The following is a 17,285-nucleotide window of genomic DNA, read 5'->3' on the forward strand; positions in this document are numbered from 1 at the left end:
TATCTTTATTCAACTTTACAATTTGATGTTGACTTGTGTAAATATATTTGTTTTGGTCATATGAATTACTAATGATTGTTATCGATTTTCAAATAAGATTGATCATCTCATCTTTTAGCCTTAGCTGTCGTTCCCCGAATAATGAGATTTGGTTTAAATAATATTCGTTCCTTTGTTTGATTTTTATTTTTGATTTCGCTAATGATGACATCGACAACCTTCTTTCCCATTTCAGTTATAGGTTGTGCGACTGTCGTTAAACCAGGGACGGTTGTAGTAGCTAAAATCGTATTATCGAAACCGATGATTGATAAGTCTTCTGGAATTTTTAACCCTATTTCCTTAGCTTCTTGTATAACACCAACGGCGATAAGATCGTTGCACGCAAAAATTCCAGACGGCACTCTTCCTTTTTGAACAATTTGCCTAAAGCATTCTTTGCCATTTTCTATTGAAGCGACTGTTCTACATATATTTTCTTCACGACTTACTAAATCATGCTCTGCATGGGCTTCTAGATACCCGTATATTCTTAGCTTACTACTTTTGGCATATTCAGCAATGATAAGAATATCTTGATGTCCTTCTGAAATAAGATGAGAGGTTGCTTCATATCCTCCTTTAAAATCATCCACAGATATCGATGTCACTCCAAGACCCGCATCGTCCCGGGTTAACATAACAAGTGGAATTCCCCTACTCGCGACACCTTCCAAAACTTCTTTATTATGGAAGCTTGAAGCAACAATCATTCCATCCACATGTTTTCTTTGTAAAAGTTCTATGTATTTCTTCTCTTTTTCCACGTTTTCGTCTGTGCTGCAAATGATTACACTCATTCCACTTTCATGCGCCCGATCTTCAATTGTTTTTGCCATTTCAGAAAAAAATGGGTTTGAAATATCGGGGACCAAAAGCCCAAGTGTTTCGGTCCCTTTTCCAGTTAATGCAGAAGCCATCAAACTGGGATGATAATTAAGCTTCTCCATTGTTTCTTTAACTCTTTCCCTTGTTGTATCGCGCATTTGTCCAGTATTGTTTATAACTTTTGAGACAGTAGCAATAGATACTCCAGCCGCTTTGGCCACATCATAAATCGTTGGTTTCATTTCTTAGATGCCTCATTTCTTGGTCTTACTCATATATCATATTTTTGGCTTTTACTTGAACTAATTGACCTGTTTCAAATGATGTTTTACATGAATATCCGAGAATGGTTGACTGTACGCCATCCTCAACATTTATATTCGGTGTGCGATTCTCCAAAATGCAATTGATAAATTCCTCTGCTTCACTTAAATATGCCTGCTCAAAGCGTTCCAAGAACCCATCTACACATTCTTGAATCACACCTTCATCTTTCATGATAACAACTTGATTTCTTTCTGGAACTGTTCCAATTCGAAGAGTCCCCTTCGTTCCGATAATTTCAGTTTCGATATGATATCCATGGGCACAATTGCGGCCAGCTACAAAAATTCCGATCGCATTATTATCAAAACGAACCATTGCCGCACCCGTTTCGGCATCATCAATTTCATCAAATTCCGGACGAGCGTAACTGCCCCCAATTGCCCAAACTTCCTTTGCTTCTACTCCTAGATACCAACGCGCCAAGTCAAAATCATGGATGGACATATCAAGGAAAAGACCTCCACTATAATTCGCACGGGCAAATTTTAAAAAGCTCTCCATTTTATTAGCCGGGTCCAAACCGTAACAACGAATTAAAATTGGTTTACCGATTACTCCCGCTTCAATTTTTTCCTTTGCCGCCATATAAGAACGGTCATATCTGCGCATAAACCCAAGCATGAACACTTGATTAGGATGAGCTTTTACTGCCTGTTGAACATCATAAGCTTCCTCCACGTATAGTCCCAATGGTTTTTCGCTAAAAACATGAAATCCAAGATCTAGAGCTTGTTTAATTTGCTCACAATGGAAATTAGAAGGTGAAGCGATAAAAATGGCATCTAATTCTTTATTCGCGAGAATATCTTCATATTTTGTATATCCGTAAGGTATATTCCATGCTTCCATTACCTCTTGAACTTCTTCTTCTATAACACTGCATACCGCTGATAATTCGCAGCGTGGAATTCTAAATGCCAAGTTTTCCGCATGCCTTCTGCCTAGCCGACCAAGACCTACAATTCCAACTTTAACTTTTTTCATTTAGACATCACACCCCGGCTGTTTCTTTTATAAAATGTCGTGCCTTTAAAGCGTATTCGAACGGATTAGCTTGTGCTGGATCTTGCTCAGCTTCAACAATCATCCAACCTTTATACCCTGACTTTGACAACACTTGAAATACTGGTTCAAAGTTGATGACTCCGTCACCCGGGACAGTAAACACCCCTTTTTTCACAGCTGTTAAAAAACTAAGACGGTCCTGTATGACTTCTCTAGCAATCTCAGAACGAACATCTTTTAAATGAACATGCTTGATTCTTTTGAAATGTTTTTCTAAAACCTCGAGTGGGTCCTCCCCAGAAAAATAAAGATGACCAGTATCATATAAAAGAGATACGAAATTCGGATCCGTCATCGCCATTAGGCGATCTATTTCTTCTGTTGTTTGCACTCCGGTTCCCATATGATGGTGGTAAACGAGTTTCATATTTTTCTCTTTTGATAGTTTACCTAATCTATTTAATCCTTCCGCAAGCTTCGTCCATTCCTCATTTGTAAAAATAGGTTTTTCCGCAAACAAAGGAGTATTTACATTTCCTTGAATACTGCGACCTTGTTCAGAAACAACGATTACTTTTGCACCCATTTCATGTAAAAAATCGCGATGGGCAATATACGCTTTTTCTGTTTCCTCAAAAGGCTTTGTCGTTAAAAAGGCACTGAACCAAGCACTTGCAATTTCTAAATTTCTTAAAGCTAGTGCTTTTTTTAGTATCGGAATATCTCTAGGGTATTTGTTGCCGACTTCGGTTCCTGAAAAACCAGCAAGTGCCATTTCGCTAATGCACTGTTCAAATGTATTTTCTCCGCCAAGCTCGGGTAGGTCATCGTTCGTCCAACCAATAGGTGCAATTCCAAGCTTAACTGCGGTAACATCAAACATAATAGCTTCCTCCTTTCAATACTGTCTCGCTTTTTTCAGTTGTTCTTCTTTTTCTGCAAAAGCGGATTGAATCGAATCATTTTTAGACACTTCTGCAACTCCGACATGCCACCATGCACCGTAGCCATCTGTCATTGTTTTCGGAAGTACTTTAATATCTATTAAGGTAGAAACAGCTTGTTTTTTAGCATCTTCCAATGCTGCGAGTAATTGCTCCATTGTTCTTGCTGTGTAAGTTTTCACACCGTATCCAGCAGCACTTTGCGCATAATCAATATGCATAATGGATCCAGTCAATTGATTCGTTTTAAGATCACGCATACGGAATTCCGTACCGAAGCTCCTTATTCCGTTCCCCATTTGCAGGTTATTAATACAGCCAAAGCCTGCATTATCAAAAAGGAGGACATTAATTTTTTTCTGCTCTTGAATACTTGTAATCAGCTCTGAATGAAGCATTAAATAGCTGCCATCCCCAACAAATGCATATACTTCTTGGTCTGGTGCCGCCATCTTCGCTCCAAGTGCTCCCGAAACTTCGTAGCCCATACATGAATAACCATATTCCATATGGTACGTATTTGGTGTTTTACTCATCCACATTCTTTGCAAGTCTCCTGGCAAACTACCGGAAGAACCAACAACAATTGCGTCATCATCAATAGATTTATTGATTTGACCGATAACAGCGGTTTGTGTAAGACTTGATCCGAAGATTTCTTCATATTCAGCTAATTCTTCATCTAAATGTCCCGCCACTTCAGGTTTAAAATCGGCCGCTCCGTAATTTGTTTCGCAAAGTCTTTTTAACTCAACTGCCCATGAAGCTTTTGCTTCTTGAATTTCACTCTCATATGAGCTCTTATAATGGGCATCTTTCAGTTCTTCCATTAGTGCATGCAGTGCCGTTTTTGCATCAGCTACAACTTGGGTAGCATCTAATTTACCTGCATGGAACTCGGATATATTAATTGTGATAAAATCAATATCCTCTGATTGAAAAAGATGCTTTGAAGCAGTTGTAAAATCCGTAAACCTTGTACCAATTCCAATGACTAGATCAGCGGATTTTGCAATAGAATTCGCAGCAGCATTTCCCGTTACACCAATTCCACCTAAATTAAGTGGATGTGAGCTTTCAATCGCACTTTTTCCAGCTTGCGTTTCGGCAAAAGGTATATGAAAGGCTTCGGAAAATTCACGCAAAGTACTTGCCGCTTCCGAATAACGGACACCTCCACCGCAGATGATAAGCGGTTTTTTCTTACTTTTAATTAATTCAATTGCTTCATTTAAAGCTCGATCCGTTGGCCTTTTTCGATTAATCGTATAAACACGCTTTTTAAAAAAGGAATCAGGAAAATCATATGCCTCACCTTGAACATCTTGCGGAAGAGCAATCGTAACAGCACCGGCATCTCCTTGACTCGTCAACACACGCATCGCATTTATCATCGCGGACATCAATTGCTCGGGACGATTGATGCGATCCCAATATTTACTGACAGCCTTGAATGCATCATTCGTAGAGATCCCAAGATTATAAGGTTGTTCAATTTGTTGAAGAACCGGGTCGGGTTGTCTAGTTGCAAAAGTATCCCCTGTTAGCAAGAGCAAAGGAATATTATTAGCTGTTGCCGTTCCAGCCGCTGTTACCATATTTGCCGAACCAGGGCCAACCGAAGTAGTACAAGCAATTAATTGTCCGTGATGCATTTGTTTGGCAAAAGCAGTTGCCGCATGGGCCATCCCTTGTTCATTTCGACCTTGATATACTTCAAGATCACCACTGTCCTCTTCCAACGCTTGCCCCATACCGAGCACATTTCCATGACCAAAAATCGTAAAAATTCCTTTGAAAAGCTTTTGCTCCTTGCCATCTCTCTCCATATATTGCTGATTCAAAAACTTTATCAAAGCTTGAGCAGTTGTTAGTTTCATAAAACTCACCTCATTTTTTGTTAATTGGGGTTGAATCGCTTGTGCATTTCGCAGAGATTTTCGATTAAATCTATTCTCGGCACCATTACATCGAGAATTAAACCTGAATTCTCGATCAAACCTTCTCCCAGAGTCGTTTCATCGTGAATTACCGCTGAATTCTCGGCCAAACCATCTACCAGTGCTATTTCATCGAGAATTAACTCAGAATTCTCGACCAAATCTCTTCCCAGCACTATTTTATCGAGTATTAACGAGGTATTAGCGATGAAATTATCTAATCCATTAATTTCATCGTGAATAAACAATCATTTATACCCAGCGAGCAGTTACAACTTTCTTTCTCGTATAAAATTCCACGCCATCTGTCCCATTCGCATGCAAATCTCCGTAGAAGGAGTCTTTATATCCTGAGAATGGGAAGAATGCCATTGGGGCTGGGACTCCGATATTGACTCCAAGCATCCCCGCATCGATCGTTTCGCGGAACTTGCGCACGCTTCCTCCATCTTTTGTAAAAATACAAGCGCCGTTTGCAAATCTTGATTCATTCGCAAGTCGTACTGCTTCTTCAAGATTTTTCACACGTGAGATAGACAATACGGGAGCAAATATTTCGTCTTGCCATATTTTCATTTCACTTGTCACTTCGTCAAATATTGTTGCTCCTACGAAATATCCGTCCCCATCCACGCTGTCCTTACGACCATCTCGAACAATACGGGCACCCTCTTCTATACCTTTTTCAATATATTGCAATGTTCTTTCTTTATGCTGTTCACGTATAACTGGTCCTAGGAAAACACCTTCTTCTAGTCCATTGCCTATTTTAATGTCGTTTGTTTTTTGTAATAAGATGTCGATAAATTCATCGGCAACTGCCTCTTCCACCGCAACAACTGAAGCTGCCATACAACGTTCTCCTGCGGAACCAAACGCCGCATTCATAATTTGCGTTGCAGCATTATCCAAGTTGGCATCATGTAATACGATGGAATGATTTTTCGCGCCAGCCAGTGCTTGAACTCGTTTTAAATTTTGCGTTCCACGTTTATAGACGTATTCCGCCACTGGTTGGGAGCCGACGAATGAGATTGCCTTCACATCCTTGTGATCCAATAATCCATTTACGACGTCGTGGGCACCATGGACAATATTCAGCACTCCTTTAGGCAATCCCGCTTCCTCAAATAGCTGTACTAAACGATTCGCTAGTAACGGCGTCCGCTCGGAAGGTTTAAGAACAAACGTGTTTCCTGTTACGATTGCCATCGGAAACATCCAGCACGGCACCATCATTGGAAAATTAAAGGGGGTAATTCCTCCGACAACACCGAGCGGATAACGATAAACTCCTGATTCAAGATCCGTAGCAATAGAAGGTAATTGTTTTCCCATCATCAAAGTTGGTGCACCTGAAGCAAATTCCACACACTCAATGCCACGCAATACTTCCCCATGGGCTTCAGTAAAATTTTTGCCATTTTCTTTTGTAATTAGTGTTGCTAGTTCATCCCAATGCTCCACTAAGAGTTGTTGATATTTAAATAGAATACGGGCCCGTCTTGGAACAGGCATCTCTTTCCAAGCTTCAAATGCATCTGCCGCTGCTTGAACTGCCCTGTCCACATCTTCTTTTGATGAAATGGGAACATGTGCAAGCTCTTCCCCTGTTGCCGGGTTATAGACGATTTCCGTTTTCGCCGTATTCGCATTCACCCATTCTCCACCTATATAATTTTGTATATGTGTCATGTTCAAAACCTCCAAGTATGATTAATCAATTGCCACAGCGTCATCTATAAACTCATCAATTTCACTCTTCGTTGGCATCGCATCTGAACAGCTATGTTTGGAAATGACGATCGCTGCTGAAGCACTTCCGAATTCCATCGCTTTTGGAATATCCCAACCATTCATCAATCCGAAAATAAATGCTGATGCATACGCATCACCTGCTCCAAATGTCTTCAATACTTTCGTTTTAAATGTGCCGCCTTTATGAGAATCGCCATTTTTCGTATAGGCAATTGATCCTTCAGAACCATGTTTGATCACCACAACTTCAGCACAGTAATCAAACCATTTCTGAGCTGTTTTTTGATCATCCTGATTGAAATCTTTTTCAAATTGCTCCATCATATCGAATTCTTCACGTGTTCCGATGATGACGTCACACTTTTCCGCAGCCAAATTATAGTACACCGCCGTTTCCTGAGCGGATTTCCAAGTATACGGACGGTAGTCCAAATCCATAATGAGGACAACATTATTTTTTCGTGCAAAATCCAACGCCAGAAAAACTGCCTCTCTTGAAGGGCTTGCCGCCAGCGCAGTACCAGAGACAAGTAGAACTTTAGATTGTTTAATATAATCTTCAGAAACATCGGCCGTTTCTAGTTTTAAATCCGCCACATTATCGCGATACATTAAAATACTGCAATCTTCCGGACTTTTAATTTCTGTAAAAGCAAGCCCTGTTACAGCACCAGTATGATCAACCGAAACTTCGGAAGTATCGATATCGTTAATTTTTAAGTATTGAACGATGAAACGCCCCATTTGATCGTCCGCTACTTTTCCGATAAACCCTGTTTTTAAACCTAATCTGGAAGAGCCAATCGTAATATTCGCCGGAGATCCTCCAACATATTTTGTAAAAGAAGATGTTTCTTCCATTGGACGATTGAACTGATCAGCATTTAAGTCTATGCAAAGCCTGCCAATTCCAATTAAATCGAGGGAACGATCTTGTTTAAAATTTAAGTTGTACACTGTTAGTCACCCTTCCTATTAAAAAGCCATTCATGATTCGGATCATTATGAAACTTCCAAGTCCGATTCGGACCTGCCATCACGTTTAAGTAATACGATTCATATCCAGCAACAGCTGACACTGGGTGGTAGCCTTCTGGGACCAACACTACATTTCGATGTTCGACGCTCATTGTTTCATCTAAGCTGCGGTCATCATTATAAACTCGCTGGAAAACAAATCCTTGAGACGGATTAATCTCGTGATAATATGTTTCTTCTAAATATGATTCATAAGGTAAGCGATCCTCATCATGTTTATGTGGCGGATAACTTGATGTATTCCCATCAGGTGTAAAAACCTCCACGACTAGTAAACTATCAGCCTCTTTTTGTTCGGGTAAAATATTATGGATTTTTCTACTCATCTTTCCCGATCCACGATCTTCTTGCCCTACATCCTCAGGGGAGATTAATCTTGCCGGATAATTTCCTTTTCCAGGCGCTAGACAAACAGCCAGTTCTAAATCGGTTAAGGCTTTCACCGTATAGGAGTCATCATTCGGAACATATACAGAATATGGCGGGGTTTTTTCAAAAACACTCATTCTTCCACCAATATCGCTAAAGGTTTCCTTTTCTGTCTGGACATCTGCTTTTCCGCTTAATAAAACAAGGCAGGCTTCACTTTTTTCGGTTAATCTCGTGAATTTCTCCCCTTCTTTTAAGGAATACACTTCAAATCCAACGTATTCCCAATTCGCCGTTTCCGGTGAAACGTGTAAAATCTTCCCTTCATCGTCGCGCTTTTTAGGTTTTACAAGTAATTTAGACACGTACATCCTCCTTTTCCAACTCTGACAATGATACAGAACGCTTTTCCTTTACTGATACTTTCGCAGCAAGTGCGATTAACTCAGCCTTATAGCCATCTTCTCCACTACAGGATACCGCCTTATTTTCAATGATCGCTTTTGCAAACTCGTGAATTTCAGACATAAAAGCTGCTTTATACCGATCAAGGAAGAAAAACTTAGGATGATCTAATAGAATAGAATCTTTTGTAGCTATTTGAACGTTCGTATATCTTTCGTTTTCGGCAAAAGCAACACCTAGGTCGCCAAACACTTCTATTCGCTGGTCGTAGCCATACATTGCTTGTCGGCTATTATCAATGACACCGAGCGAGCCGTCTTCAAATGTAAGAGTTGTAATCGCAGTGTCTACATCATTGTATTTCTCAAAAATGGGATCAACTAAATTTGCAGCTTTTACAGATACTTCTACTACTTCTTTTCCTGAAAGGTAGCGAATCATATCAAAATCGTGAATCGTCATGTCCATGAACATGCCGCCGGAACGTTTAATGTATTCCTCATGTGGTGGTTGTGGGTCTCGTGATGTTATTTTAATAATATGGGGATTTCCAACTTTTCCTTCTTTAACAGTTTCATAGACTTTTCGAAAATGTTGGTCAAAGCGGCGGTTAAAGCCAACTTGAAGCTTTACTCCTGCTTCCTGAACCGCTTTTAATGCTTCTCTCGTCTCTTCAATGTTAAAGCTTACTGGCTTTTCACAGAAAATATGTTTTCCTGCTTTGGCCGCATCTTTAATGAACTTGACATGTGTATCCGTGGAAGAACAAATAAAGACGGCATCGATCGCGGGATCGGCAAATATCTTTCTAGGTTCAGTCGTAATAAGCGGTATTTGTTGCTGAAAATGTGTGTCATTTAAATGCTCAATATGTAAATCTGCAATTGCTTTTAGATTAATCACATTCGATTGCAACATATTATCTGCATGCAGCTGACCAATCCTCCCTGCACCGATTATTCCAACATTCAATTTTCTCATCGCATTCACCTCTAGTTTTAGTTAAGCGCTTACCTTAAAAGAAAAAAATATGAACTTTATAGACTGCTAGTTCGTACAATATAGTAAATTATATGCATTAATAGAGCAACAACAATAGGTAAAGCGCTTTCTTACTTACTACTATATAACACTATTTTCCCCATATCAATATTGACTGTGAGAATATTTAATAATTTAAAAATAATTATATTACCTTAGTAAGTAAAGCTGCCAAATGTAATTATGGCAGCTTCAGATTGTCGACAAAAGGCATCGAGAGTACTCTCTTGATGCCTTCCTTTTGTCATTTTTATAAGGAATTGCGGTAACATCCCGTTGATTTCCGCTCCAGGTGCTTGCTTTCCAGGGGGCGTTCGCCAAGCCTCCTCGTCGCTGACGCTCCTGCGGGGTCTTGGCTGTAACGCTAATCCCCCAGGAGTCAAGCACCTTTCCCTCCAATCAACTAGTTTTTGTCTTCTTAAGCAAGTTGCCAAGTCCAATTTGCCAACTTTTTTAAATTCATGGCACTAAAAGTAAGCATCGCCTGTATGGAAAATTTTTAAGGCCTCTTAACGTTGTCCAACGCATACCATGCTTTTCCTTCGCACCAGCAAAGACCCTTTCAATCGTTTCTTTGCGTCGTGCATAGATCTCTTTTACATCTATTTGGTACCAGAGATGATCTGCCTCTTCTACATACTCTTCTCAAATATGATGCTGAATCAGTTTTTGATGGTTCTGACTTTGCGTACACTGTTGAAGCAATGGACAATTCACACATAGGGAAGGATTTGATTTGTATTGGCGATAGCCCTCTAATGTAATTATGGCAGCTTCTTTTTTGTTCACTTTACTTTTGTTATCGTTAGTAAAACAATTATGGTTGCCATATTTCCCATATATTCCCGTCAGGATCAGCAAACGTTACATTAGGACCACAAGTAACACGTTCGCCTAAAATGTTCACTCCGTTTTCTTTAAAACGTTCGAAAAGTTCTTGGATATGTGGGGTAATGAAACAGCCAACAGCGTGCCGTTTACCTCCGTCCACTGTCCACGAAAAGCCTAACCGCCCCCCTTCTTCCGCCGACTCGTGAAGGAACAAAGCAGGAATTGTACACGTAGCTGGGTCTGAAGGGTTTCCGTCTGCTTCGAAAAACCTCAAGATAGACATCTTCATCCCAGGCTCAACTTCATGGTTGTCTGCAGGTTGGCAACCTAGATTTTTCTGATACCATTTAACGGACTCATAAACGTTGCTGACTGGAACATAAATACAAGTCATCCCTGTAATCTCCCGTATTCTCTTTTCCACTTTGGTTTCTTCATTTGTTTGCATATCCCATCTCCTCTACATAATTGATGACAAATCATAGATATCTTCTGTTTCCATATAATGTTTTCCTGCTGCTGAAGAAAAAATGAGAATTACTGCCTTTCAAGCTTTATTTTTAAATTTAATTGCTATGAAATGAAATTGACTAAATTGTTCCAATTAAAAATACACTGTCCTTTCTTATAAAGTTACAGTGTATTTTCACTTTAGATTTATTTTTTATGGTCGAATTCCTCAACCATGCTCGATAGCTTATTGACTGTTTTCCAATTTCGGACAGTCGCCGGCACCTCAAGCTTCTTCAGATTATTAGCGAGTTTGGAATTTCGAACGCTGTCGTAAAATAAAAGGTAGACATCTTTACCATTTATGGCACAGAGTTCTTTTTCATTTATATAAGGTAATATCTTGTCCCTGTTGACTTTGGAAGGAGCTGTCTGCAGAAAAGCAACATGCATGCACTCTCCTTTAGATGAAGTACTTGCTTCTAGTATCATTTGATCTGAAAAAGGCGATTGATTGATAATTTCCTGTATTTCTTCGGCTGTCCTAATAATAACATCACTAAATATCCCAAAATCCTCTTTAATTTTCATATGAATTTTCTGTTGCAAAATTTCCTCAGGTTCGCTCGACTCAAAGAGAATATTTCCGCTTTGGATATATGTTTTAATGTTTTGCAACCTCAGCTGTTCAAGGGAACTTCTTAATTCTGCCATTTTAATTTTATTATGTCCCCCTACGTTTATCCCTCTAAGTAGTGCAATATATATGGTCATACAATCCCACCCACCATAAATTTATATATACATACGTCCGCGTATTCACTCCAACAACAACCTGATTTAGCCTTAAGCTTAGTCTGTAAACTCCCACTCTGGATTCCAAACGACTTCCCATAAATGACCGTCCGGATCTTGGAAGTATGCAGAGTATCCACCCCAAAAAGTTTTGTGTGCAGGGACGGTTATAATTGCACCAGCTTTCACCGCCTGTTTTATTACTAAATCTACCTCTTCTTTACTAGAAACATTATGTCCAATTGTAAATTCAGTAGGACTAGGTGGTGCTTTCTCCATATTTGTATCAAAAGCTATATCTTTTCGATTCCAAATTGCGAGTTTTAATCCTGACTGTAAGTCGAAAAATGCGACAGCACCATGCTCGAATTCTTTGCCTACTATCCCTTCTGTTGGCAACCCGAGCCCATCCCGATAAAATTTCAATGATCTTTCTAAATCATCCACACCTAATGTAATGACTGAAATTCTTGGTTTCATATTATTCTCCCATAGAAGCTTAGTCAGCAAAGCCCTCTCATAGTTTAAAAATGTCCTTCACAACTATCACATATTTGGATTTATTAATTCTCACAGTCTCTCACTTCGTAATGCTTGCCCTCATCGGGAAATTTCCCTTCAGCAGGCATCCATGCACCTTGGCAAATTCTCTTTTTATTTTTCACGAGATAAGCATAAGTCCAATCACTTTCATTTTCAAATTTTACAAGTAAATAATTTCTATTATATTGCCTTCCCGTTCGCCTCGTTATTTCCCAATTTTGATTAGGGTACTTTTTAATGAGGTATTGATTTAAATACTCCTTCTTTTTTGAAAATTGATAGTCGTGTATGTAGGGGCGTGTTGCAAAGAACATAAGAAGTAGACAAGTCAATAAACCAGCAATAAATATCCCAGGCTTCCTTAAACTTCTTGGTAATAAAATAGCGACAATAAATAAAGTAGCTATGAAAATACTTGATGCGATTGTTTCAATAACGGTTATTGGATGCAATTTCATCCCCCCATTATTTATTCTTTATATTTTTGTATAAATTTCTCAATAGACTCTATCACATCATAAACAATATTAATTGTCGTTTTAATATCTCCTTTTACCTCTAATCCATGATTTGCCTCAGGGATAACAAGTCCTGCAACGTTTGGATTTTCATTAATAGAAGTAATAAGCTCTTCAACATAATGAGGGTCATCCGTTCCTATTACATAAAAAGAAGGAATCTCTGTATTTGAAAGGGCATTGTACACAATCTCATCTTTTATAAGTGGTGTCAGCCAAATTCCATATGTATTTTGGCCACTTATAAAGTCCTTCTCAATCCATTCATATGCCATAGGAATGGTTCCAATAGATTTACTTAATATAAAATACGTTTCATACTTAGTATCTTTAAGAACTGCTGTAACCACAGACTTCACATCTTCATATATCCATTGATCCTGATCGTGATGGTCCAGTTTTTTAAAGGCTTCATTGCCTAAATAATTATAATTAATATGGAGAATATCAACATTTTCATTCATACATACATTTGTCGCATAATGAAAAAGCGGTCGCTGAGTTGTGTAGCCAAGTCCCGGAAACATAATGCAAAGACTATTATTTTTTTCTTTACCACAAATCCATGTATAGCTTATGGTTGACTGTTCATTTCTAACTACGTTTCCTTCATGAAACTCATACATATACTTCCCCCCTATTTGGTAGATCACTTGGATACTGGGCAGAAAAAAGGTTGTGATGTTCCCAACAAATGATCGTGCCACTATCACTGCCTTGATGATCGTGAACATGTTGTAACATTCGCCTTAAACCACTTTCTATTTCCATCTCATCCGGAAACTCGTTGTATATATTCTTACTATCTTGATAATATTCTTCCTCGCACTCCAATACGCCGTCCGTAAGCATTACAATTACGTTTCTTCCGGGTCTTAATTCCCTAATACCAGAAGAAAAACAAGGAACAGGTAAAGAAAAAGTATTAACATAGCCAATCCATTCATAAAATTGACGTTGATTCAATTTATATTGTCCTAACTTATGCAACTCGTCATGCAATAAGTAAACTAAGCAATCTCCTACCGAAAACCAGTAAAGATAATTTTCTTTTCTAACACATATGAGGCAGGCCGTTTCTCCCTTTACTTTTTCACAGGCGGCAATAAATTCAGCAGATTGAAAGACTGAAAGTAAATGACTTTCTAATAATGGAAATACACTTTCGATACGTTTACTTAAAATCTCTGAAATGCTTTCCCATTCATTTTGAATCGTACGGATTACGAGATCAACACTCTCCGAACTATCATGACCATCCAAGATCATGGACATCTCCCAATCCGCGCCCTTCCAAACTAAAGCACCATCTTCATTCTTATTGGCTCCTGCATTTGAATTACCGCCGTACGTGCCAATAAGAACATGATTGCATGAATCTATCTTTATCTCATCTATATATTGAATTTTGCTTCCGCTCCACTCAAATATGTTATTTCTATTTGACATAGAACTCCCCCCTGTTAGTCATCATAAATTACTATTGGCAAGTCTCATCTAAATTGTAAGAATTATACTTTTTATCATAAAGAAATCAATTATTTTCGAAGAGTGAGTGCCAGCATTTTGATAAATTTAACCTTTTCTTCCTTTATTAAGTAATACAAGTACAAATCATTATGATATTTCCGTCAGGGTCTTTAAACGTAAAATCTGCAAGATCAGGTAATGTTCCTATTTCAGTTACAATTTCCGCTCTCATAGCTTGGACTAATTCATAAGCAGCATTAATACCTCGTCAAAACAATGATTGTCTAACGTTAATCCAGGTCTCCCGGTCCCCATTTCTTCTTGAAATTGTATTCCAAGTAATGCTGAATACATCTTATCGATTCTTTTTAGTTACTAAAATGAATAAAAATGTAATTGATTTCATATACAAAATCCTTCCTACATTACTACTGCACGGTTATTAAAGAATCCTCTTTACTTTACTAATGGTTAAAATCTTCCCATGTATCGTTTAACCAATCAGCAAATAACTCTTTTTGCTCAAATTGTGGGTAATGAGCGGATTTATCGAAAACTACATACTCTTTAACTGGTGCCGCAATTTGGTCATAGTACGTTTTCGCAGCATGGACTGACGTCATATAATCATATTTTCCCATGACGATAAAACAAGGGGTTTCCAGTTTATCCACTATACTTGTAATCATTTTTTCGTTCCTCACGTATTAAGATCTTCTGCGAAAGAGAAACTCCCTTTATATAACGAACAACATCAAGAAAATTATATTCAGGACTAAAAACAAATCCTAAATAGTAATCCATATTGTCGTTAATCAGTCTTGCTGCTCCACCATATTTTCGGACGAAATTTCTTGGTGTAAGTATTTCACCATTTTCAATAGAGTTTCTGAGGCTTTCAAGTTTTTTTACATCTTTTGAATTTCCAACTAATGTTGCCTCATTGATGGCAAAATCCAAACTGTCTAATTCACTTTGAATCGAATTTGAAACCTGTCCAATTCCTATGTACATTGAAAATTTGTCTGGTACTTTACTTTCACCTTTCATTCCTATATACGCACCAAAAGAATGCCCAATTAATTTTACTTTTTCTTGTCCCAGCAATTCTTTTATATGACCCGTCATTTCCAAAAGGTCTTCTACATGCAAATCTGTTGATAGATTTGAATAATCCTCAAAAAATTGATATGACTTCTCGCTTTCTCGCTGATCATAATGAACAATCGTAAAATTCTTTTCCAGTACATCTTGGTACTTCCTAACATATGGAATTTCTGAACACCCTGGACCACCATGAATAAATATGATAGTCAGGTTAGAGCGATCATTACCTCTAATCATGACTTCCAATTTAGTCCCATTTATTTCAACTTGTTCCAAAGTGCTAATACTATTATTCCCTTTAATGCTTGGTGTCCATGTAGGGAAGACGAAACTAATTAGAACTAATGAAAAAATTAAACTACAAATTACAATCAGCTTCTTTTTTCTTTCCTAATATCTTTATTTACTTTTCTCTCCGTTAAATCTTCAAAGAAAAAACATTACTTAATAAAACACACTGTATCAATATTCCACGCAAAAGCTTCAATGTCCTACCTCTCCTAATGAAAAATAAACTAAAAAAATCATGACCACTGACAAATAGAAATCCAGGACCAAGATATTTAATGGTGAAATTAGGCAAAATATTATTAGTAATGATCGTAATGAATCAAATCAGTTTAAGATGATAATCGAACTACAAGTAACAGTGTTGCAAGCATAAATAATATAGAGGAACTTCATAAAGAGATGTTTAATGGCGGATAAGGTTTCCAGTTTTTGATACGAGTGGAAATCATTTGGGTATATGGAACAGCTGGCAAAAAATAAAATATAAGATATGAAGAGAAAACACGTAAAAACTCTACTTATACTGAGACTACGCCTGTTTCCTACTCAAATTTAGTTATGTCTGCTTGTATTAATATATCCAACACTAAATCAATAACATTTTCACTATTCATGCTATGCCCTGACAAAAGGCAAATTAAAAGGCTGTCGCAAAAAGTCAGTTATCACTCACATTTTGGTCAGCCTATTTTCATTATGATTTCATACTCACACTGGAGGAGTAAGTCCAGGGAGGATAGGTGTTACTAAGCTAACTGCACTAGCTAATGTGAGTTGCTGAACTTGAACGATTTTCACAGTAAGATCTAAAACAATTTTTTCACGCAATGTGTGAATTTTGCCCTCAGGATTTGTCATATGTGGCGAAAAATCTACTTCAAAGAAGTTGGCGGCTACTAATTCACCATATGGCTGTTCGTTATACTTAACAAGGTTTTGGAAGAATGCTTTATCTAACCTTGCGTCTAAGCCGGTTTTTTCATTAAGAAAGTTTGCTTCTGCTGACTCTGATATTCCTAAGACTGGAGTTGGTCCTCCAGCTCCGACAGGAAAAGTAATATCGGCAAAACCAGAAAACGGAACATCGACAATTCTGTCACGAATAACTCCATTACATGCTGCTGTTGCATATTCTATATTTTTGCGAATATGCCCTGCTACAAATAATTTCCCTCTAGTTACTCGAAAAAAATCAGTGTTATCAATACGCGCAAATGTAACCGGTACAAGTTTGACTTGATTTAAGAATACATTTTTTTTCACTCTTTTGATTTCTGTTGCTGCAGGAGCAAGATGAATATCCGACTCGACAACAATTTGTAGTGTCGGCTCCGCAATTGCAACCGGAACTTTAATAGTTGGAGTGGTAATAGGTGTAAGAACTACTGGTGTATTCGCAGCGCCTAATGGAATTTGTTCTTTTGCTGTCACTGGACAAGGCGTATTTGGATTAACAGGATGATCTGACAATTGAATTCCCCTCATTTCAATTATTTTAAGGGCTATGACCCTCTATATGGCTAGATTATGCAGAATATGAAATCATGAATGGACGATTGTAACAGTCGTATCTGCCTAATTTAATA

Annotated in this window: 16 protein-coding genes and 2 pseudogenes; all 18 read right to left on the minus strand. The window is 38.1% G+C overall.

All coding sequences use genetic code 11. The features are described 5' to 3' along the window. Positions 1-107: 107 nt before the first annotated feature. Positions 108-1,109, minus strand: a complete 1,002-nt coding sequence (locus KHA96_RS19445; protein WP_213130962.1) for a LacI family DNA-binding transcriptional regulator — start codon at positions 1,107-1,109, stop codon at positions 108-110. Between the two features lie 25 nt (positions 1,110-1,134). After that, positions 1,135-2,178: a Gfo/Idh/MocA family protein gene (locus tag KHA96_RS19450; protein WP_213130963.1), complete on the minus strand. Its 1,044-nt coding sequence runs from the start codon at positions 2,176-2,178 to the stop codon at positions 1,135-1,137. 7 nt (positions 2,179-2,185) lie between these two features. Continuing rightward, positions 2,186-3,082 carry a myo-inosose-2 dehydratase gene (gene iolE, locus KHA96_RS19455; RefSeq protein ID WP_213130964.1) on the minus strand — a complete coding sequence of 299 codons (897 nt, stop codon included), beginning with the start codon at positions 3,080-3,082 and terminating at the stop codon, positions 2,186-2,188. Positions 3,083-3,097: 15 nt separating this feature from the next. Then, a complete protein-coding gene (gene iolD, locus KHA96_RS19460; RefSeq protein ID WP_213130965.1) occupies positions 3,098-5,032 on the minus strand; it encodes a 3D-(3,5/4)-trihydroxycyclohexane-1,2-dione acylhydrolase (decyclizing) in 1,935 nt (644 codons plus the stop codon). Between the two features lie 11 nt (positions 5,033-5,043). After that, complete coding sequence (locus KHA96_RS19465; protein WP_213130966.1) at positions 5,044-5,331, minus strand: hypothetical protein; 288 nt, start codon at positions 5,329-5,331, stop codon at positions 5,044-5,046. Positions 5,332-5,335: 4 nt separating this feature from the next. Further along, positions 5,336-6,778, minus strand: a complete 1,443-nt coding sequence (locus KHA96_RS19470; protein ID WP_213130967.1) for a CoA-acylating methylmalonate-semialdehyde dehydrogenase — start codon at positions 6,776-6,778, stop codon at positions 5,336-5,338. 21 nt (positions 6,779-6,799) lie between these two features. Then, positions 6,800-7,798 carry a 5-dehydro-2-deoxygluconokinase gene (gene iolC / locus KHA96_RS19475; RefSeq protein ID WP_213130968.1) on the minus strand — a complete coding sequence of 333 codons (999 nt, stop codon included), beginning with the start codon at positions 7,796-7,798 and terminating at the stop codon, positions 6,800-6,802. Between the two features lie 2 nt (positions 7,799-7,800). After that, the gene (gene iolB, locus KHA96_RS19480; RefSeq protein WP_213130969.1) at positions 7,801-8,613 is read right to left on the minus strand and encodes a 5-deoxy-glucuronate isomerase; all 813 of its coding nucleotides are present in this window, start codon (positions 8,611-8,613) and stop codon (positions 7,801-7,803) included. Continuing rightward, positions 8,606-9,634, minus strand: a complete 1,029-nt coding sequence (iolG, locus tag KHA96_RS19485) for an inositol 2-dehydrogenase (protein WP_213130970.1) — start codon at positions 9,632-9,634, stop codon at positions 8,606-8,608. The genes iolB and iolG overlap by 8 nt, the downstream gene beginning before the upstream one ends. A gap of 478 nt (positions 9,635-10,112) precedes the next feature. Continuing rightward, positions 10,113-10,456 (minus strand): annotated as a pseudogene (locus KHA96_RS19490) (transposase); the annotation flags it as partial. 55 nt (positions 10,457-10,511) lie between these two features. After that, the gene (locus KHA96_RS19495) at positions 10,512-10,973 is read right to left on the minus strand and encodes a VOC family protein (protein ID WP_213130971.1); all 462 of its coding nucleotides are present in this window, start codon (positions 10,971-10,973) and stop codon (positions 10,512-10,514) included. A 209-nt stretch (positions 10,974-11,182) separates the two neighbouring features. After that, positions 11,183-11,749 (minus strand): DUF1697 domain-containing protein, encoded by a 567-nt coding sequence (locus tag KHA96_RS19500; protein WP_213130972.1) that lies wholly within the window; start codon positions 11,747-11,749, stop codon positions 11,183-11,185. A 78-nt stretch (positions 11,750-11,827) separates the two neighbouring features. After that, positions 11,828-12,250, minus strand: a complete 423-nt coding sequence (locus tag KHA96_RS19505; protein ID WP_213130973.1) for a VOC family protein — start codon at positions 12,248-12,250, stop codon at positions 11,828-11,830. An 83-nt stretch (positions 12,251-12,333) separates the two neighbouring features. Next, positions 12,334-12,771: a hypothetical protein gene (locus KHA96_RS19510; protein ID WP_213130974.1), complete on the minus strand. Its 438-nt coding sequence runs from the start codon at positions 12,769-12,771 to the stop codon at positions 12,334-12,336. 11 nt (positions 12,772-12,782) lie between these two features. Then, positions 12,783-13,457: an alpha/beta family hydrolase gene (locus KHA96_RS19515; RefSeq protein WP_213130975.1), complete on the minus strand. Its 675-nt coding sequence runs from the start codon at positions 13,455-13,457 to the stop codon at positions 12,783-12,785. Next, on the minus strand, positions 13,450-14,280 hold the full coding sequence (locus KHA96_RS19520; RefSeq protein ID WP_213130976.1) for a PP2C family serine/threonine-protein phosphatase: 831 nt from the start codon (positions 14,278-14,280) through the stop codon (positions 13,450-13,452). The genes KHA96_RS19515 and KHA96_RS19520 overlap by 8 nt, the downstream gene beginning before the upstream one ends. Positions 14,281-14,765: 485 nt before the next feature. Further along, a pseudogene (locus KHA96_RS19525) lies at positions 14,766-15,783 on the minus strand (alpha/beta fold hydrolase). 624 nt (positions 15,784-16,407) lie between these two features. Then, complete coding sequence (locus tag KHA96_RS19530; protein ID WP_249315775.1) at positions 16,408-17,169, minus strand: CsxC family protein; 762 nt, start codon at positions 17,167-17,169, stop codon at positions 16,408-16,410. Positions 17,170-17,285: the final 116 nt, after the last annotated feature.

Origin of the sequence: Bacillus sp. FJAT-49711 (genome assembly GCF_018343715.1) — a bacterium.
Lineage (GTDB): Bacteria > Bacillota > Bacilli > Bacillales > Bacillaceae_C > Lederbergia.

What these genes read in the sequence shown, in the direction of transcription:
- KHA96_RS19445 (WP_213130962.1), bottom strand. Translation starts at nt 1,109, where the DNA reads ATGAAACCAACGATTTATGATGTGGCCAAAGCGGCTGGAGTATCTATT.
- KHA96_RS19510 (WP_213130974.1), bottom strand. Translation starts at nt 12,771, where the DNA reads ATGAAATTGCATCCAATAACCGTTATTGAAACAATCGCATCAAGTATT.
- KHA96_RS19505 (WP_213130973.1), bottom strand. Translation starts at nt 12,250, where the DNA reads ATGAAACCAAGAATTTCAGTCATTACATTAGGTGTGGATGATTTAGAA.
- KHA96_RS19495 (WP_213130971.1), bottom strand. Translation starts at nt 10,973, where the DNA reads ATGCAAACAAATGAAGAAACCAAAGTGGAAAAGAGAATACGGGAGATT.
- iolE (WP_213130964.1), bottom strand. Translation starts at nt 3,082, where the DNA reads ATGTTTGATGTTACCGCAGTTAAGCTTGGAATTGCACCTATTGGTTGG.
- KHA96_RS19515 (WP_213130975.1), bottom strand. Translation starts at nt 13,457, where the DNA reads ATGTATGAGTTTCATGAAGGAAACGTAGTTAGAAATGAACAGTCAACC.
- KHA96_RS19470 (WP_213130967.1), bottom strand. Translation starts at nt 6,778, where the DNA reads ATGACACATATACAAAATTATATAGGTGGAGAATGGGTGAATGCGAAT.
- KHA96_RS19520 (WP_213130976.1), bottom strand. Translation starts at nt 14,280, where the DNA reads ATGTCAAATAGAAATAACATATTTGAGTGGAGCGGAAGCAAAATTCAA.
- KHA96_RS19500 (WP_213130972.1), bottom strand. Translation starts at nt 11,749, where the DNA reads ATGACCATATATATTGCACTACTTAGAGGGATAAACGTAGGGGGACAT.
- KHA96_RS19450 (WP_213130963.1), bottom strand. Translation starts at nt 2,178, where the DNA reads ATGAAAAAAGTTAAAGTTGGAATTGTAGGTCTTGGTCGGCTAGGCAGA.
- iolG (WP_213130970.1), bottom strand. Translation starts at nt 9,634, where the DNA reads ATGAGAAAATTGAATGTTGGAATAATCGGTGCAGGGAGGATTGGTCAG.